The sequence below is a fragment of the Phenylobacterium sp. genome (assembly GCF_024508875.1).
Taxonomy (GTDB): domain Bacteria; phylum Pseudomonadota; class Alphaproteobacteria; order Caulobacterales; family Caulobacteraceae; genus Phenylobacterium.
This window is the reverse complement of record NZ_JANINU010000356.1, coordinates 1-15767: the sequence shown is the minus strand read 5'-3', so window position 1 is coordinate 15767 and position 15767 is coordinate 1. Positions and strand designations below refer to the sequence as shown.

At 69.3% G+C, this 15767-nt stretch carries 15 protein-coding genes; 8 read left to right on the top strand and 7 right to left on the bottom strand.

Annotated elements, in window-relative coordinates; translation table 11 throughout:
- Positions 1-118 precede the first annotated feature (118 nt).
- A complete protein-coding gene (gene ubiG / locus Q0L11_RS24385; RefSeq protein ID WP_296600799.1) occupies positions 119-865 on the bottom strand; it encodes a bifunctional 2-polyprenyl-6-hydroxyphenol methylase/3-demethylubiquinol 3-O-methyltransferase UbiG in 747 nt (248 codons plus the stop codon).
- Between the two features lie 238 nt (positions 866-1103).
- On the opposite strand from ubiG, the gene Q0L11_RS24380 reads away from it, so the two are divergent.
- Positions 1104-2351, top strand: a complete 1248-nt coding sequence (locus tag Q0L11_RS24380) for an aspartate kinase (RefSeq protein WP_296600797.1) — start codon at positions 1104-1106, stop codon at positions 2349-2351.
- 42 nt (positions 2352-2393) lie between these two features.
- Here the strand turns inward: Q0L11_RS24380 and Q0L11_RS24375 are convergent, their stop codons facing one another.
- Positions 2394-3266, bottom strand: a complete 873-nt coding sequence (locus tag Q0L11_RS24375; RefSeq protein ID WP_296600796.1) for a DeoR family transcriptional regulator — start codon at positions 3264-3266, stop codon at positions 2394-2396.
- Positions 3267-3349: 83 nt separating this feature from the next.
- Positions 3350-4777 carry an MFS transporter gene (locus Q0L11_RS24370; protein ID WP_296600795.1) on the bottom strand — a complete coding sequence of 476 codons (1428 nt, stop codon included), beginning with the start codon at positions 4775-4777 and terminating at the stop codon, positions 3350-3352.
- Between the two features lie 52 nt (positions 4778-4829).
- On the opposite strand from Q0L11_RS24370, the gene Q0L11_RS24365 reads away from it, so the two are divergent.
- Positions 4830-5477 (top strand): winged helix-turn-helix transcriptional regulator, encoded by a 648-nt coding sequence (locus Q0L11_RS24365; protein ID WP_296600794.1) that lies wholly within the window; start codon positions 4830-4832, stop codon positions 5475-5477.
- On the opposite strand, the gene Q0L11_RS24360 is transcribed toward Q0L11_RS24365, so the two are convergent.
- A complete protein-coding gene (locus Q0L11_RS24360) occupies positions 5440-7164 on the bottom strand; it encodes an alpha/beta fold hydrolase (protein WP_296600793.1) in 1725 nt (574 codons plus the stop codon). The two genes, Q0L11_RS24365 and Q0L11_RS24360, sit on opposite strands and share 38 nt — an antisense overlap.
- Positions 7165-7294: 130 nt before the next feature.
- Here Q0L11_RS24360 and Q0L11_RS24355 point away from each other — a divergent pair, with 130 nt between their 5' ends.
- Complete coding sequence (locus tag Q0L11_RS24355; RefSeq protein ID WP_296600792.1) at positions 7295-7975, top strand: M24 family metallopeptidase; 681 nt, start codon at positions 7295-7297, stop codon at positions 7973-7975.
- On the opposite strand, the gene Q0L11_RS24350 is transcribed toward Q0L11_RS24355, so the two are convergent.
- Positions 7972-9348 (bottom strand): cytochrome P450, encoded by a 1377-nt coding sequence (locus Q0L11_RS24350; RefSeq protein ID WP_296600791.1) that lies wholly within the window; start codon positions 9346-9348, stop codon positions 7972-7974. The two genes, Q0L11_RS24355 and Q0L11_RS24350, sit on opposite strands and share 4 nt — an antisense overlap.
- Positions 9349-9499: 151 nt before the next feature.
- Here Q0L11_RS24350 and ptsP point away from each other — a divergent pair, with 151 nt between their 5' ends.
- The 4 genes from ptsP to Q0L11_RS24330 all read left to right on the top strand — a co-directional run bounded on the left by ptsP (position 9500) and on the right by Q0L11_RS24330 (position 14516).
- Positions 9500-11761, top strand: a complete 2262-nt coding sequence (ptsP, locus tag Q0L11_RS24345; RefSeq protein WP_296600789.1) for a phosphoenolpyruvate--protein phosphotransferase — start codon at positions 9500-9502, stop codon at positions 11759-11761.
- A gap of 51 nt (positions 11762-11812) precedes the next feature.
- Positions 11813-12946, top strand: coding sequence for a helix-turn-helix domain-containing protein (locus Q0L11_RS24340; protein ID WP_296600787.1), 1134 nt, complete (start codon positions 11813-11815; stop codon positions 12944-12946).
- 46 nt (positions 12947-12992) lie between these two features.
- The gene (ispG, locus tag Q0L11_RS24335) at positions 12993-14129 is read left to right on the top strand and encodes a flavodoxin-dependent (E)-4-hydroxy-3-methylbut-2-enyl-diphosphate synthase (RefSeq protein WP_296600786.1); all 1137 of its coding nucleotides are present in this window, start codon (positions 12993-12995) and stop codon (positions 14127-14129) included.
- Positions 14130-14222: 93 nt separating this feature from the next.
- Complete coding sequence (locus tag Q0L11_RS24330) at positions 14223-14516, top strand: hypothetical protein (protein ID WP_296600785.1); 294 nt, start codon at positions 14223-14225, stop codon at positions 14514-14516.
- A gap of 114 nt (positions 14517-14630) precedes the next feature.
- Here the strand turns inward: Q0L11_RS24330 and Q0L11_RS24325 are convergent, their stop codons facing one another.
- Together Q0L11_RS24325 and Q0L11_RS24320 are read right to left on the bottom strand one after the other, a co-directional pair.
- Entirely contained in the window at positions 14631-14942 is a 312-nt protein-coding gene (locus Q0L11_RS24325) for a hypothetical protein (protein WP_296600784.1), read from the bottom strand.
- A gap of 57 nt (positions 14943-14999) precedes the next feature.
- The gene (locus Q0L11_RS24320) at positions 15000-15578 is read right to left on the bottom strand and encodes a pyridoxamine 5'-phosphate oxidase family protein (protein WP_296600782.1); all 579 of its coding nucleotides are present in this window, start codon (positions 15576-15578) and stop codon (positions 15000-15002) included.
- An 85-nt stretch (positions 15579-15663) separates the two neighbouring features.
- Here Q0L11_RS24320 and Q0L11_RS24315 point away from each other — a divergent pair.
- A partial coding sequence (locus Q0L11_RS24315; RefSeq protein WP_296600801.1) for a hypothetical protein occupies positions 15664-15767 on the top strand: 104 nt, incomplete at its 3' end.

Below are 15767 nucleotides of genomic sequence, written 5' to 3'. Positions count from 1 at the left end.
CGGGCTCATGCTTGGCCCACGTCTTGTTCCGGCGCCAGGCGCGGAAGGCGTGTCCCAGCACGCGAAGCGAAGGCATCGAAACTCCTTAGGTCGCCCCAAGCCGCGGCAGCGCGCCCCATCACGCCGCGTCGCGGACCACGGTCATCATGTAGTTCACGTCTGTGTCGGCCGATTCCGTCCATCGGCCCGTCAGCGGGTTGAATACGACTCCGAAGGGCCCGTCCACAACGACGGGCTGTCCGGACAGGAAGTCGCGGATTTCTCCCGGCTTCAGGAACTTCGACCAGTCGTGCGTGCCCGCCGGCAGCCAGCGCAGGACGTATTCGGCGCCGATCTTCGCCAGGGCCAGCGCCTTCAGCGTACGGTTCATAGTGGCGACGATCATCAGGCCGCCCGGCTTCAGCAGGCTCGCGCACGAGCGAAGGTACTCGCCGGGGTCGGCCACGTGCTCGATGACCTCCATGTTCAGGATCACGTCGAACGACGGCTCGCCCGCCGCCACCAGCGCCTCGGCCGTCGACGCGCGGTAGTCGATCGCCAGGCCCTGCTCGGCTGCGTGGGCCGAGGCAGTGCCGATGTTGCGTTCCGAGGCGTCGACGCCCACGACCTGGAACCCCAGCCGGGTCATCGGTTCGCTCAGCAGGCCGCCGCCGCAGCCGATGTCCAGCAGGCGCAGGCCCTCGAACGGTCGCCGCGCCTGGGCGTCGCGCTGAAAGCGGTAGAGCGCCTGGTCGCGGATGAAGGCCAGGCGCACCGGGTTGAACTTGTGCAGGGGCGCGAACTTGCCGCGCGGATCCCACCACTCGGCCGCAATGCGCGAGAAGCGTTCGACCTCGGCGGGATCGATGGAGGAAGAGGCGGTCATCCGCCGCTCTTTACCCCTCATCCCGGCCGGAGCGAAGTGCGCAGCGTTGCGTCGCGAGGCGCCGACATGCGGACCACCGAGCGGCCCCAAAAGGTCGGCGATGGCTGAAAAGCAGGGCACGGATTGCCCGCGGCGCGGCCGCATGACGCGCGGAATTGGAAGATTCTGGGCGTTGCGGCGCCGCACCTTGGCCGCTATGACGCACCGCCCTTCGGCGGCGCAGCAACACGCGAGAGCCATGTCCCGGCTGGTGATGAAATTCGGCGGCACTTCGGTGGCCGACCTGGAACGTATCCGGCGCGTGGGACGGCTCGTGGCGGCCGAGGTGGCCGCCGGCCACAAGGTGGCCGTGGTGGTTTCGGCCATGGCGGGCAAGACGAACGAGCTGGTGGCCTGGACCGACGGCGCAGGCGCGGCCGCCCAGGGCTTGCCGCCGTCCGACGACGAGTACGACGTGGTGGTGGCTTCGGGCGAACAGGTGACCGCTGGCCTGCTGGCCATGACCCTGCGCAACATGGGTCTGCCGGCGCGCTCGTGGATGGGCTGGCAGATCCCCATCATTGCAGACGACGCCCACGGCAAGTCGCGCATCGACGACATCCAGCCCGACAAGCTGGCCGCGGCGCTCGACTCCGGCGAGGTGGCGGTGATCGCGGGCTTCCAGGGCGTCACGCGCGACGGCCGCATCGCCACCCTGGGCCGCGGCGGCTCCGATACCAGCGCCGTGGCGATCGCGGCCGCCCTCGGCGCGGCGTGCGACATCTATACCGACGTGGACGGCGTCTACACGACCGACCCGCGGATCGAACAGAAGGCCCGCAAGCTGGCCAAGATCTCCTACGAGGAGATGCTGGAGATGGCTTCGCTGGGCGCCAAGGTGCTGCAGACCCGATCGGTCGAGCTCGCCATGGCCTACAACGTGCCCGTCCGGGTGCTTTCCAGTTTTGTCGAGCCCGGCGAAGCGCCCGGCCAAGGCACCATCGTGTGCGACGAGGAGGAGATCTTGGAGAAGCGGATCGTGAGCGGCGTGGCCTACAGCCGCGACGAGGCGAAGATCAGCCTCTTCGGCCTGCCCGACCATCCCGGCGTGTCCTCGATGATCTTCGGCGCCCTGGCGGATGCGAACGTGAACGTGGACATGATCGTCCAGAGCCACGCGCGCACCGTCGACACCGCGAACATGGAGTTCACGGTCGGCAAGCGCGACGCCCAGCGCGCGGTCGAGATCATCCGCGCCGCCCAGCCGCAGATCGGCTTCGAGGACGTGCGGGTGAACGAGGACGTGGCCAAGGTGTCGGTGATCGGGGTCGGCATGCGCAGCCACACTGGCGTCGCCAAGACCATGTTCCAGGCGCTGGCCGAGAAGGGCGTGAACATCCAGGTGATCTCGACCTCCGAGATCAAGATCAGCGTGCTGATCGACGCCGCCTACACCGAGCTGGCCGTGCGCGCCCTGCACGCCGCCTACGGCCTGGACCAGCTCTAGGTTCAAGGTCGTTCCGCGGGGTGGATCCGCCGGCCGCGCAGGCTAAGCCCGGGCGGCTTCCCAGGCCTGGACCACGCCCCGCTCCGCAAGGCCGGCCATAAGGCGCTGCACGTTGGCGGCGTTCTCCGCGAGCAGCAGGCGCAGGCCCGGTCGACCAAGTGCGTCTTCCGGGACAAGCGTCCCCCCCGACGCCCGGATGCAAAGGCCGTCCTCGGCGAGTTCCGCGCAATGTCGCCGCGCGGTCTCCGCCGAAAGCTTCAAGCGCATCGCTACGCCGCGCACCGAGATGGTCCGGGGCGCGCCGCTGGCGCGGCCCTCGTCCGCCAGCGCCGGAGCGAGCAGCGCCACGAGCAGCATTACGGAGATCGCGTTGCCGCTCTCGCGCATCAGGCCTTCGCAGGCGCGCAGCAGATAGTCCGCGAGCAGCCGCGCGGCGGCCCGCACGGGCACGCTGTCGGTCTCGAAATTGGGCGCCGGCAATCCGTCGAGAAGCCCCGCCGCCTTCAGCTCGAAATAGAACCGGCGCAGCCGCTCGTGACCTTGCATGACCGACGCCACGTAGCCTGGCGAGATGAGGAAGCTGGCCGGGACGACGACGCCTTCGCCCGAGAGCTGGCAGACCTGGGCCGCCGTCAGGCGGCGGATGCGCCGCCGCACCGTCTCGAACGCGAGGCCTAGCGACGCGGCCACCGCATTGATGCTGACCGGCCGGCGCTCGTCGTCGGGCGCCGGGGCGTTGATGTCGCCATACCGGGCGCGGGCCTCGGGGTCGCGGGTCAGCGGCGCGATGTTCGCCTGGTTGATCGCCAGGACGAGAAGCGCGTCCAGCGGATCGAGGCCGCCGATGCCGTTGGCCATCTCGTCGAGAAGGAAATTGAACGATAGCGCCGCGAGGACCCGATCACGCCGGGTCATGGGCTCGATAAGCTGTTCAGCGCCCCGACTCACAAGGGCGGATCAAAGCGGCGCCGGGCGCAAAATGCAATCCTGGCGCGACGTTAAGACGCCTCCTGAGCGACCGCCTTCGCGGAACCCGTCATCCGGAACGTCGCCCACACGCCCAGCAGCGCCAGCGGGATCACCGCGGCGAACACCCAGAACCCTGCGCCGCGCGCGCTGGCGTCGGTGAGCCCGGCCGAGAATCCGACCAGGTTCGCGGCTACGCCCGAGATTGCCGCGCCGACCGCGCCACCGGTCTGGCGCACCGCCATGATCGCCGACGAACCGATGGCCCGGTCCTCGTCCGCCAGCGCGGCGAGCAGCCTGCGGCTCATAAAGGCCCAGGAGAAGCCGAAGGCTGCGCCCAGCAGCGATCCGCCGGTGAGCACCCAGGCGAAATGTCCGTCGGCCATGGTGAGCGCCAGGATCGCGAGACTCGCCACCAGCAGCAGGACGCCGAAGCGCGTCCAGCGCGTGTCCCAGGCCCCGGTAGCGCCGGCGACGGCCATGGCCGCCACCGTCCAGGCCATGGACTCCGCGCCGATGGCGTAGCCGGCCGCGAGCGGCGAGAAGCCGCGCAGGTGCTGCAGGATCGGCGGGCCGTAGATGGCGAAGCCCATCGACGCGGCGGTCAGGGCGAACATGGCGAGGTACCCCGAACCGCAGACGGTCGTCAGGTCCCCGGCCCGGTGCGGCAGCAGGCGCACGCGGGCCCTGCCGTCCAGCCAGACCAGGAGCACCAGTACCGCAAGCCCCAGCAGGACCAGCCCGATGGAGCCGACGGGCGAGCGCGCCAGGTCCGCGACGGCGATTGCCGCCACCGCGACGCCCAGCACGCCGAGTTGCATCCACGGAATGCCCGGGCCGCCCGACGCCCTCGCCGAGCCTCCCAGCATCCAGAGGCCGGCGAGGCTGAAGACCCCCGCCTGGACGGCGAAGAGCCAGAAGACGTCCCGCCAGTGGCCAGCCTCGACCACCACCCCGCCGAACAGGGGGCCCAGGACGGTGGCGATTCCCCAGATGAAGGTGACCGCCGCAAAGACCCGGGCCAAGTGCCGCTCGGGAAACAGCATGGCGATGGCCACCATGGCGAAGCCTGAAATCCACCCGCTGCCCAGGCCCTGCACAAGGCGGCCGCCGAGGAAGGTGAACACGTCGGGCGCTGCTGCGCTCATCACGCAGCCCAGCACCATGACCACCCCGGCGAGGGCGGTCGCCGAGCGCAGGCCGAAGATCTCGGACAGGCGTCCCGCGCTGGCGCCCGCCAGGATCGCGCCGACGAAGAAACCCGCCGTGGCCCAGGAGAAATAGGCATAGCCCCCGAGGTCGGCTCCCACGCTGGGCAGGATGGTGGCGGTCACCAAACTGTCGGCGGCGTTCAGCCAGACGCCCAGGCAGATCAGCGCGAACCGCGGTAGCCGCCCCTCGGCCAGCAGGTCGCCCCAGGTGTTGAGGCGAGCCTCGTCGATTTTCGCAACCTCGGACATGTCAAATTCGAGTAGACGCCGTCGCGTAATTTTGCAATGAATTGATTGTCAAATGCACACGCCGGCCGACCGCATCCTGTTCCAGCTCAAGACCCGGGGCCCGGCCGAGACCCTGGCGCTTGCCGGCGCGCTCGATATCAGCCGGCAGGCCGTTTTGCAGCACCTCGAGCGGTTGGTGAGCGAAGGACTGGTCGGCCACGCGGACGAGCGCCGCGGCGTGGGCCGCCCCCGCCGCGTCTGGTCGCTGACGCCGGCGGCGCAGGCGCGGTTTCCCGATACCCACGCCCAGCTCACGCTGGAAATGCTGGACGCCTTACGCGCCGAGTTCGGCGAGGCGGGCGTCGAACGCATGATCGCCCGCCGCGAAGCGGTGACGGCGAACATCTATGTCCAGGCGATGGCCGATGCGCGGAGCCTGGAATCCCGCGTCGCCCGCCTGTCGGAAATTCGGACGGCGGAAGGCTACATGGCCGACTGGTCGCCCGACCCTGGCGGCGGCTTCCTCTTCGTGGAAAACCACTGCCCGATCTGCGCGGCGGCGGCCGCCTGCCAGGGATTCTGCCGCGCCGAGATGCTGGTCTTCCGTCGCGCCCTTGGCGACGACGTGACGATCGAGCGGGTCGAGCACATCCTGGCCGGCGGACGCCGGTGCGCCTATCGCATCACCGCTTCGCCGCCGCGCCCGGAAGCTGCGGCGTGAAGCCCGGCTGCCAGTGGTTGGCGGTGCCCGATGTCACGTACCAACTGATCAGGATCGCGCAGATCAGTGCGCCGGGAACGTAGGAGTTCGTCCGCCGATAGGTCCACGCCGCGATGATCCCGACCACGCCCAGCAGCGGCACGAACTGGATCGCCACGATCACGTTCAGCGGCTCGGTCGGCGTGGCCAGCAGGCCCGTGGCGAATAGGGTGGCGTACTCCCAGGCCACCAGAACGCCGAAGCCCAAGGCCATCGCGACCTTGCCCCACGAGACGGCGGTCAGCAGTCCTTCGCCACGCACCGGGATGCTGGCGCAGAAGGACCGGATGGCGATCAGGAAGAAAACGCTCCACAGGATCAGGTAGCCCGGAAGCTGCATCGAGCGGGCGGCGTCCAGCGGCTTCAGCCCCAGCACCCAGAAGCGGTAGTCGGTCTTGAACCACTGGTCGACGAGGACGAGCGAGAGATAGGCCATCGCCATGGTCGCCACCGCCGCCGCGATGGACAGGCCCCAGCGGTTGGTGAAGGCGGCCTTGCGCCGCACGAAGAGGCCGACGACCAGGGACAGGAGCGCCGTCCCCAGCGCCCAGACCAGGAGCTGGTTCTGGATCCACTGCGGGAACGCCGGGTTGGGGAAGAAGACCTGCCCGACCTTCATCAGCGGGAAATAGGTCAGCGCCGGCAGGGCGGCGGTAATGGCGAGTGACAGCAGCCAGCGGCCGTCGCGCCGCTCGACGGCAGGCTCGGGGGCCTGGGCGAGGCGCGCGAAGACCGGCAGGTCCAGCAGGAGGTCGAAGGTCGCGAGGATCAGGCCGACCATGCCGACGAAGGCGACCAGCGTGCCGATCTCCTTGCCCAGCCAGACCTGGTCGCTTGGAGCCTTCGGCGCCGGCGTCGGCAGGGTGCGCTGGAACCAGTCGACCGCGTCGCCGACTCCGGCGCTGGAGAAGTGTTCCCACGGGTGGGTCACCGGCGGGTTGGCCAGGATGCGCGCCGTGCCATCGGCGACCGAACCGTAGAGCCGGCCCTCCTGCACGGGTCCGGCGGTCCCGAACAACGCCTGCAGCTTCTTCGACGCCGCAACTTCGGAGCCCTTGGGCACGCCCCACATCAGGCCGGCGAACTCATCGTATTGCCCGAAGACGACGGCGAGGTTCTTGGGGCTGACCGGGGCCTTGGCGCCCAGCAGGCCGGGGGTCGAACCCTCCAGTACGATCGACCGGTATCCGTCCGGAATGTCGGCCGCCGCCGCCATGACCGGGCCACCGCCCATCGAGTGGCCCTCCATGCCGATGTTGGCCCGGTCCACGAACGGCAGCGCGCGGAGATAGCGCAACGCCGCCGGCCCGCCGAAGTCGGCCGTCCCCACGATGCCGCCGGAATAGCCGTGCCCCGTCATGTCCATGGCAAGAACCACGAAACCTCGCCGGCTCAGCTCGATGGCGAACGGGCTCTGCATCTCGCGGGTGTTGATGTAGCCGTGGCTGACCAGCACCGCGGGCGCCGGCCTCGCCGCCGTGGCGCCCTTGGGCGTGTACAGCAGGCCCGACACGGTGACGCCCTGCCCCGCCGGGATCCTCACCTCCGACACCTTCACCGCCCCACCGGACGTTTGCACCCGGTGGGCGCCGAAGGAACCGCCCAGGATCAGCGCCCAGGCAAGCGCGAACGCCAGCCACTTCCGCATCACGTCTCCCCCGTCTTTATCGTTGGGCGGGACGATGGGGCTGGATCGGGGAAAGCTCAAGCAACGCCGCGCTGGCGCGACGCGCCAAGTTCATATAAGGATATCTTTATATCAATCCACGGGGAACGCGATGTCCGCAGATCGTCATCCGAACCGCGAGGCGGTGGGCGAAAGGTTCTCGCTGCCGGCCATGGTGCGGGCGCGCGACCTGACCTTCGAGGCCGTCCGGCGCATCGCCGCCGAAATCCGGCCGGGGATCAGCGAGGGGCGCGGCGGGGAGATCGCCCAGGAGGTGCTGGAGGCCATGGGCATGGAGCGCCTGTGGCACCGGAACGTCATCCGCTTCGGCCCCGACACCACGAAAACCTTCTTCGGCGACTTCACGCCCGACTACGTCCTCCAGCCCGACGACATCTTCTATGTCGACCTGGGCGCGGTCTGGGACGGCCACGAGGGCGACGCGGGCGACACCTTCGTGGTGGGCGAGGACGCTGAGATGCACGCGTGCGCCCAGGCCGCGCGCGACCTCTGGGCCGAAGTGGCGGCGCAGTGGCGCGACCACGGCGTCTCGGGCGACGCCCTCTACCGCTTCGCCCTCGCCCGGGCCGAGGCCAGGGGCTGGCGCCTGAACTGGGAGGTGAAGGGCCACCGGGTCAGCGACTTCCCGCACGCCATCTACAAGGCCGGCCCGCTCGGCGAGTTCGACGGCGTGCCCGTCTCCGGCCTGTGGATCCTGGAAATCCAGATCGCCCACCCGAGCCGTCCGATCGGCGCCTTCTACGAAGACCTGCTGATCCGTCCCGCCGCCTAGCGCAGCCGCAGGGTCATAGGCATGCCGCCCTGGGGGCGCATGGACACGCGCATCACCGGACGGATCCGGTGGCCGGGGTCAGGCTCCAGGGTCGCCCCGCGCACCAGCGTGGCCAGGATCGCCACCGCCTCGGTGAGCGCGAACGCCTGGCCGATGCATACCCTGGGTCCGCCACCGAACGGCAGATAGGCGAAGCGGTGCCGGCCTGCGCTCTCTGCGGGGCCGAAACGGTCGGGGTCGAACGCGTCGGGGTCGCGCCACAGCCGGCGGTGCCGATGGATGGCGTAGAGCGGGATGAAGACGAAGGTCCCCTTCTTCACGCGGTGACCACCGGCTTCGACGTCCTGCGCGCACATGCGGCTCATCAGGGGCAGCGATGGGTAGAGACGCATCGCCTCCTGCACGACCTGCCGCGTGAACGTCAGGCGCTCGATGTGCTCCTGTGTGAGGCTGGCCTCGCCGGCCACCGCCGCGACTTCCCTGCGAACCCGGGCTGCGGCGCCGGGGTCGAGGCCCAGCAGGTACAGCGACCAGGTCAGGGCCAGCGCCGTTGTCTCGTGGCCGGCGGCGATGAAGGTCAGCAGGTTGTCGCGCAGCAGGATATCGTCCATCCGCCGGCCGCTCTCGGGATCTTCGGCCTTCATCAGCAGGTCGACGAGGTCGCCGCGCGCGGGCTCGCCGCGTCGGCGGGCGACCATGCGATCGACCATGGCCTTGAGGAACACCATCGCGCGGTATCCGCGTGGGGCCAGGGCCACGCGGGTCCAGGTCGGCCATTGCAGCAGGTCGGCCGGTGTGATCTTGCCGAGGGTCTGCAGGTAGTCGGTGATCTTCCCGGCGGCCGCCTCGACGTCGATCCCCTCGCCCCCAGACAGCATCGTGTCGAGGATGACCTGGAAGGTGATGGCCGTCGTCTCGGTGGCGACGTCGAGCCGCGCCCCTTCGCCCTTGTCACGCCAGCGCTCCAGAGCCGCCTCGGCCGCCTTGACCATCAGCGGGGTCATGGCGGCGACGTTGTCCGGCCGGAAACCGGGCGCGGCCGCGCGCCGCTGCCAGCGCCAGTTCTCCCCCTGGGCGGTGAGCAGGCCTTCGCCCAGCGCGGGCTTAGTCACCCGGTCGAACATCCAGTCCTTTGGAAATGCCTCGACCTTGTCGAGCAGGATGTCCTTCAGCATCGCCGGATCGCACGCGTAGAGGAACGTCTGCCGCTCGTCCCCTCGCTCGTAGAACGGCTCCTCGTAGACCGCCTTCGGCCAGGCCTCGATGGGATTGTCGAGCAGCTTCCAGAGCGCGTGGAAATACGGCAGCGGCTCTTCCGGCGGCTCGATGGCCGGCGGCGTTACCAGGGTCTTGGGAAGGTCGTCCAGGGCCACCTATCTAAGCTAGTCTCCCGGACCGGCGACCGCCATGCCTTCAGGAAAGCAATCCCTGCTTTCCACTCGCCTGCGAGGCTTTAGGTCTCGGTTCTGAAAGATAAAACTGTTAGGGACCCGAAAAAGGAAACGGGAGGAGCATCACCTCGGGATGGCGGCGACAGTGGCCATACGCGGACAGCGGAGTCTGCTCCGGCAGATCCGTGAGGCGCTCGCGGGCGGCGGCCCTGCGCAGCAGCGCCTCGACATGGTGGTGCGCATCATCGCGCTCTCCATGGTGGCCGAGGTCTGCTCGATCTACCTGCGCCGCGCGAACGGCGAGATGGAGCTGTTCGCCACCGAGGGCCTCGACTCCAGCGCCGTCCACGTCACCCGGATGAAGCCCGGCGAAGGCCTTGTCGGCGAGATCATGCGCCTGGGCCGGCCGCTGAACCTGGCCGACGCGCCGGAGCACCCCGCCTTCTCGTACCGTCCGGAAACGGGCGAAGATCCCTACCACGCCTTCCTGGGGGTGCCGCTGCTGCGGGGCGGCCGCGCCATCGGCGTGCTGGTCGTGCAGAACCGCACCGAGCGGGTCTATTCCGAGGACGAGGTCGAGGACATCCAGATCGTCGCCATGGTGGTGGCCGAGATGGTCGCCTCGGGCGAGCTCATCAGCGTCGGCGAACTAGAGGGCGTCGAACTGGCCCCCCGCCGGCCCGAGCGGATCAAGGGCTCGAAGTTCGCCGACGGCCTGGCCTACGGCGTGGCGGTCCTGCACGAGCCGCCGGTGGCTTCGTCCCAGCTCCTGTCGGACGACGTCGTGGCCGAGGAAGCGCGTCTGCAGGCCGCGCTCGAAGCGCTGAAGAACCAGATCGACAACATGCTCGAAGGCCAGCACGGGCTGGTCGACGCCTCCTACGAAGTTCTCGAAACCTACCGCATGTTCGCGCACGACCGGGGCTGGAACCGCAGCCTCGAGGATGCGGTGAAGAACGGCCTCACGGCCGAGGCGGCTGTCGAACGGGTTCGCTCCGAGCATCGCGCCCGCCTGGGCCAGGCCCGCGACCCCTACCTGCGCGAGCGGCTGCACGATCTCGAGGATCTGAACGACCGGCTGCTGCGCCACCTGTCCGGGGACGGCAGCGTGGCCCGCGACCTGCCCGAGAACGCGATCCTCATCGCCCGGAACCTCGGTCCCGCGGACCTGCTCGAATACGACCGCTCGAAGCTGGCGGGCCTCCTGCTGGAAGAGGGCTCGTCCGCGAGCCACGCCGCCATCGTCGCCCGTGCGCTGGACATCCCCTGCGTGGGCCGCCTGTCAGGCCTGCGCGACAAGGTCTCCGAGGGCGACCCCGTCATCGTCGACGCCGAAACGGGCGAGGCCTACCTGCGGCCACGGCCGGACGTGGCCAACGCCATCAAGGCGCGCATGGACGTGCGCCGCCAGCGGCAGGCCGAGTTCGCCAAGCTGAAGGACACGCCCGCCTTCACCCGCGATGGGGTGAAGGTGACGCTGCTGATGAACGCTGGCCTCGACGTGGACCTGGAAAGCCTCGCTGAAACGGGCGCCGAGGGGATCGGGCTCTTCCGCACCGAATTCCAGTTCATGGTCTCGGAAGCGATCCCGCGCTTCAACGCTCAGACTGCCCTCTACTCCCGCGTCATGGACGCCGCCGGCGACCTGCCGGTGACCTTCCGTACGCTCGATCTGGGCGGCGACAAGGTCGTGCCCTACATGGAGGCCGAGCGAGAGGAGAATCCCGCCCTGGGCTGGCGGGCGATCCGGATGGGCCTCGACCGGCCCGCCCTCCTGCGGATGCAGCTTCGGGCGCTGATCGCCGCCTCGCGCGGCCGTCCCTTGCGGATCATGTTCCCCCTTATCTCCAGCGTCGACGAGTTCCGCGCGGCGCGAGCGTGGGTGGATACGGAAGTGGCTTGGGCCCAGCGGCGGGGACGTCCAGCGCCCTCGCGGCTGGACGTCGGCGCCATGATCGAGGCCCCGGCGGTGATCTGGCACCTGGACGCCCTTCTGCCCATGACCGACTTCGTCAGCGTCGGCACCAACGACCTGATGCAGTACCTGTTCGCCGCCGACCGCGGGAACCCGAGAGTGGCCGACCGCTACGATATCCTCTCGCCCCCCGCCCTGCGGGCGCTGCAGGAGATCCAGAGGGCTTGCGCCGAGACGGGCACGCCGGTCAGTGTGTGCGGCGAGCTGGCGGGTCGTCCCCTCGAAGCCTTCACCCTCGTCGCGCTAGGCTTCGAGCGGCTCTCGATGTCGCCGGCCGGGATCGGGCCGGTGAAGCAGATGGTGCTGAGCTGCGATCGCGAGGCCGCACGGCGCGGCGTCTCGGCCCTGCTGAAATCCTCCGCCGGATCCGTGCGGAACGAGATTGAAACCCTGGCGCGCAAACTCTACCTCGCCGTCTGATCCTCGCCCGAATCCGGCGACACTGTCGGCGGCCAGGACCCAGGAACCCGCGTGCTACGCAAACGCACATCGAAGAAGGCCGATACGTCCCGCGGGCGCATGCGCGCGGCGTTGAACCTGGGCTCCGCGGAACCCGCGACGATCGACGCCCCTGCCGACACGGGACCGCCGCCACCGGTTGACCCGCTGCTCGCCTACGACACGCTTGGCGAAGCCTTGCGCGCCGTGCGTCAGGAAAAGGGCCTGACCCTGCCCGAGTTGGCCGAGCGCACCCGTGTGCGACGAGCCTATCTCGAAGCCATCGAGGAGATGCAGCTCGATGCGCTGCCCTCCCGCCCCTTCACGATCGGCTACATCCGCGCCTACGCCACGGCCCTGGGACTCGACCCCGAGCTCGCCACCGAGCGTTTCAAGAGCGACGAGCCGGTGCTGGACGAGCCCCTTCGCGCGCCGGTCGGCGTCCTCGACGAGAAGGATCCGCGCGTCGCCGCGTTCCTGGTGGGGGCGCTGATCGTGATCATCGCCATCGTGCTTTGGAACGTGGCCCAGCGGGCGATGATGGCCGCCGCCCCACCGCCGCCGCTCGCTCCACCGGTCCAGACCGCCAAGGCGCTGGAGCAGGTGAAGGCCGGCACCGTGGAACTGGGCTCGCCCCTGCCGGCCCCCGTGGAATCCACCACACCGCCGCCCTACGAGACGCCGGGGCTGGCCGCGGCGATGGTCCTGAGCGAGCCGAACGCCACGGCCCCCTCGCCCAATCGCGTCGGCGAGCCGCCGCCCGTCGACCTGGCGTCCCTGCCCAAGGTGTTCACACCGCAGGGCCGCATCTACGACTCCGGCAATCCGCAGCTCTCGTCGGTCGTCACCGTCCAGGCGATCAAGGCCGGCGCGCTCATCGTTCGCGGTCCGGACGGCTCGGTCTATTTCGCCCGGCAGTTGGCGAAAGGCGAGGCCTATCGCGTGCCACAACTGGCGGGCCTAACGCTCGACGTCTCGGCGCCGCACGATTTCCAGGTCTTCGTCGCCGGCCAGTCGCGCGGCGTCCTGCCCGCGCAGCAGGTGCTCGCCTCCAAGCTCGCGACGCCCCCGCCCGGGACCGCGCCGGCCGCCGTTGCGCCTGCGCCCGTGGCGGCCGCGCCGCAGGCTACGCCCGCGCCGAATCCAACTCCGCCGCCGGCGCGATAGGCCGCGGTTGGGTTTCCCCCTCGGACAGACTATTTTCCCGCCCGCCATGACGACCGAAGCCCACACCGCCATCCGCCCCTGGCGCGCCATCGACCGGCGCAAGAGCCGCAAGATCCGCGTGGGCAATGTGGAGGTCGGCGGCGACGCGCCGATCACGGTCCAGTCGATGACGAACACGGTGACCGCCGACGCTAAGGCGACGATCGAGCAGATCCGTCAATTGGAGGAGGCTGGCGCCGACATCGTCCGCGTCTCGTGCCCGGACGAGGACTCCACCGCGGCGTTCAAGCAGATCGCCCAGGCGGCCAAGGTCCCGCTCGTGGCCGACATCCACTTCCACTACCGCCGTGGCATCGAGGCGGCCCAGGCCGGCGCGGCCTGCTTGCGGATCAATCCGGGCAACATCGGCAACGCCTCGCGCGTGAAGGAGGTCATCCAGGCCGCCCGTGACCACGGCTGCTCGATGCGCATCGGCGTCAACGCCGGCTCCCTGGAGCGCGACCTGCTGGAGAAGTACGGCGAGCCCTGTCCCGACGCGATGGTCGAGAGCGCGTTGAACCACGCCCGCATCCTGCAGGACCACGACTTCCACGAGTTCAAGATCAGCGTGAAGGCGTCAGACCCTTTCATGACGGTGGCCGCCTATCAGCAGCTCGCCGAGGCGATCGACTGCCCGCTGCACCTGGGCGTCACCGAGGCCGGCGCGACCCGAACCGGCACCGTAAAGAGCGCCATCGGCATCGGCTCGCTGCTGTGGGCCGGCATCGGCGACACCATCCGCGTCAGTCTGGCGGCCGATCCTGTGGAGGAGATCAAGGTCGGCTTCGACATCCTGAAGAGCCTGGGCCTGCGCCATCGGGGCGTGAACATCATCGCCTGTCCGTCGTGCGCCCGGCAGGGCTTCAACGTGATCCAGACCGTCGAGGCGCTGGAGCAGCGGCTGGCCCACATCGCCACGCCCATGAGCCTGTCGATCATCGGCTGCGTCGTGAACGGCCCGGGCGAGGCCCTGATGACCGACCTGGGCTTCACCGGCGGCGGCAAGGGCGCGGGCATGGTCTATGTGGCCGGCAAGCCCGACCACAAGCAGGACAACGAGGGCATGGTCGAGCACATCGTGGCCCTCGTGGAGGCGCGCGCCGCCGAGATCGAGGCGGCGAAGGTCGCGGTCGCGGCCGAATAACATCGGTAAAGACACAAAAATGACGCCCGCGTCACTCTTGCGTGCGACCGCATGACGCGCTTAGGTGCGCGTCCAATTCTTGGGAGGGACACGATGTCCGCGGACGGCAACTGGAAAGTCACGATCAACACGCCGATGGGCGCGCGCACCATGGCGGTGAGCATCACCACCAGCGGCGACAGCTTCACCGGCAAGGTGGATTCGGAAATGGGCGCGCAGGAAGTCACCGGCAAGATCGACGGCGACACCCTGACCTGGAGCACCGACATCACCAACCCGATGCCGATGAAGCTCGAGTTCACGGCCAAGGTGGACGGCGACAAGATGACCGGCAACTGCAAGCTGGGCATGTTCGGCAACGCCGCCCTGACGGGCGAGCGCGCCTAGCGCGAGCCGCCCACTCTCTATGAGAGCGGGCGATAAAGACAGGGTCGCGCTGCGATGGCGGCGCGACCCTTTTTTTGCGCCGCGAGGCGGTCCTCTGCGCTCCGACCCGGGGTGTTAGTTGCTCGGCGCCACCGCGTCGGCGGCCTTGTTCGCCGCCGAGCTGACGCCCTCGGCCGCGTTCGAGGCGCTGTCCGCCACACTCGAAGCCGCGCTGGTCACCGCGTCTGTGCGGATCGCATCGTTCCGGTTCGACTGCAGCAGGAAGAAGGCCACGATCGCCACCATGGCCAGCACGGCCAGGCCGATCAGCACGCCGCCCAGACCCGAGCCGCCGCTGTCCACATAGGTCGTGCCGCCGGCGTCGCGCTCGACAACGCGCTCGCGGGTGAGGCCATCGCTGCGTTCTGTCACGCGTTCAGTCGCCATTTGAGTTCTCCGTGTGTCACCGGGGCTGAAAACCCGCAGTCGCACGGAGCGTTCCGCCTACCGTCGCCGCGGCGGCACGACGTCGGCGAAATCCGGGAAGGCTTTCCACTTAGGCTCCAGGGGCGCAGCGTCCTCAACGGGCGCGTAGGGTGACGTCGCCTCCACCGTCATCTGCGGAATGTAGCGCGGGCAGTTCGGGAAGATGTCGGTAGGCGTCACCTTCACCAGCAGTTGCGCGCCGGCCATCTCGGGCATCATCGGATCGTCCGCGACCACCTCGGCCCGACCATTCACCCGCAGCCGCCCCGCCTTCTCGCCCATGGCGATGAACAGCAGACCCACATGGGGATTGGCGGCGATGTTGCCCAGGCTCTTGAACATGCCGTTGCCGTCGTAATCCGGGAACACCAGCAGATCGGGCGTCACGACCCGGACGAACCCTGGCGGGCCGCCCTTGAAAGAACAGTCCGGCCGCCCGTCGGCGTCAGCCGTGGCGAGAAAGAAGAAGCTCTGCGCGGCGATGAACCCGGCGTCCGCCTCGGTGAAGCGGTCGTGGCGCAGCTTCTCGACCAGCCGGTCGGCCAGGGCGCGGCTGCCGAAGGCGTCCTGCAGCGCCCTATTGCCTTCATGATACATGGCGTTCCTCCGCCCCGACCATAGCCCGGATTTGGCAGCGCGGGCGGTCTCAGCTAGAGACAGCGCCCTTCAAAGGACGACGACGTTGCGACTTCCACAGGCCAGGCTCGACCAGGTGCTCGACCGCTTCCGCGAGATCGAGGCGCGCATGGGCGCGGCCACCGACGGCGCCGAGATCGTGCGCCTGTC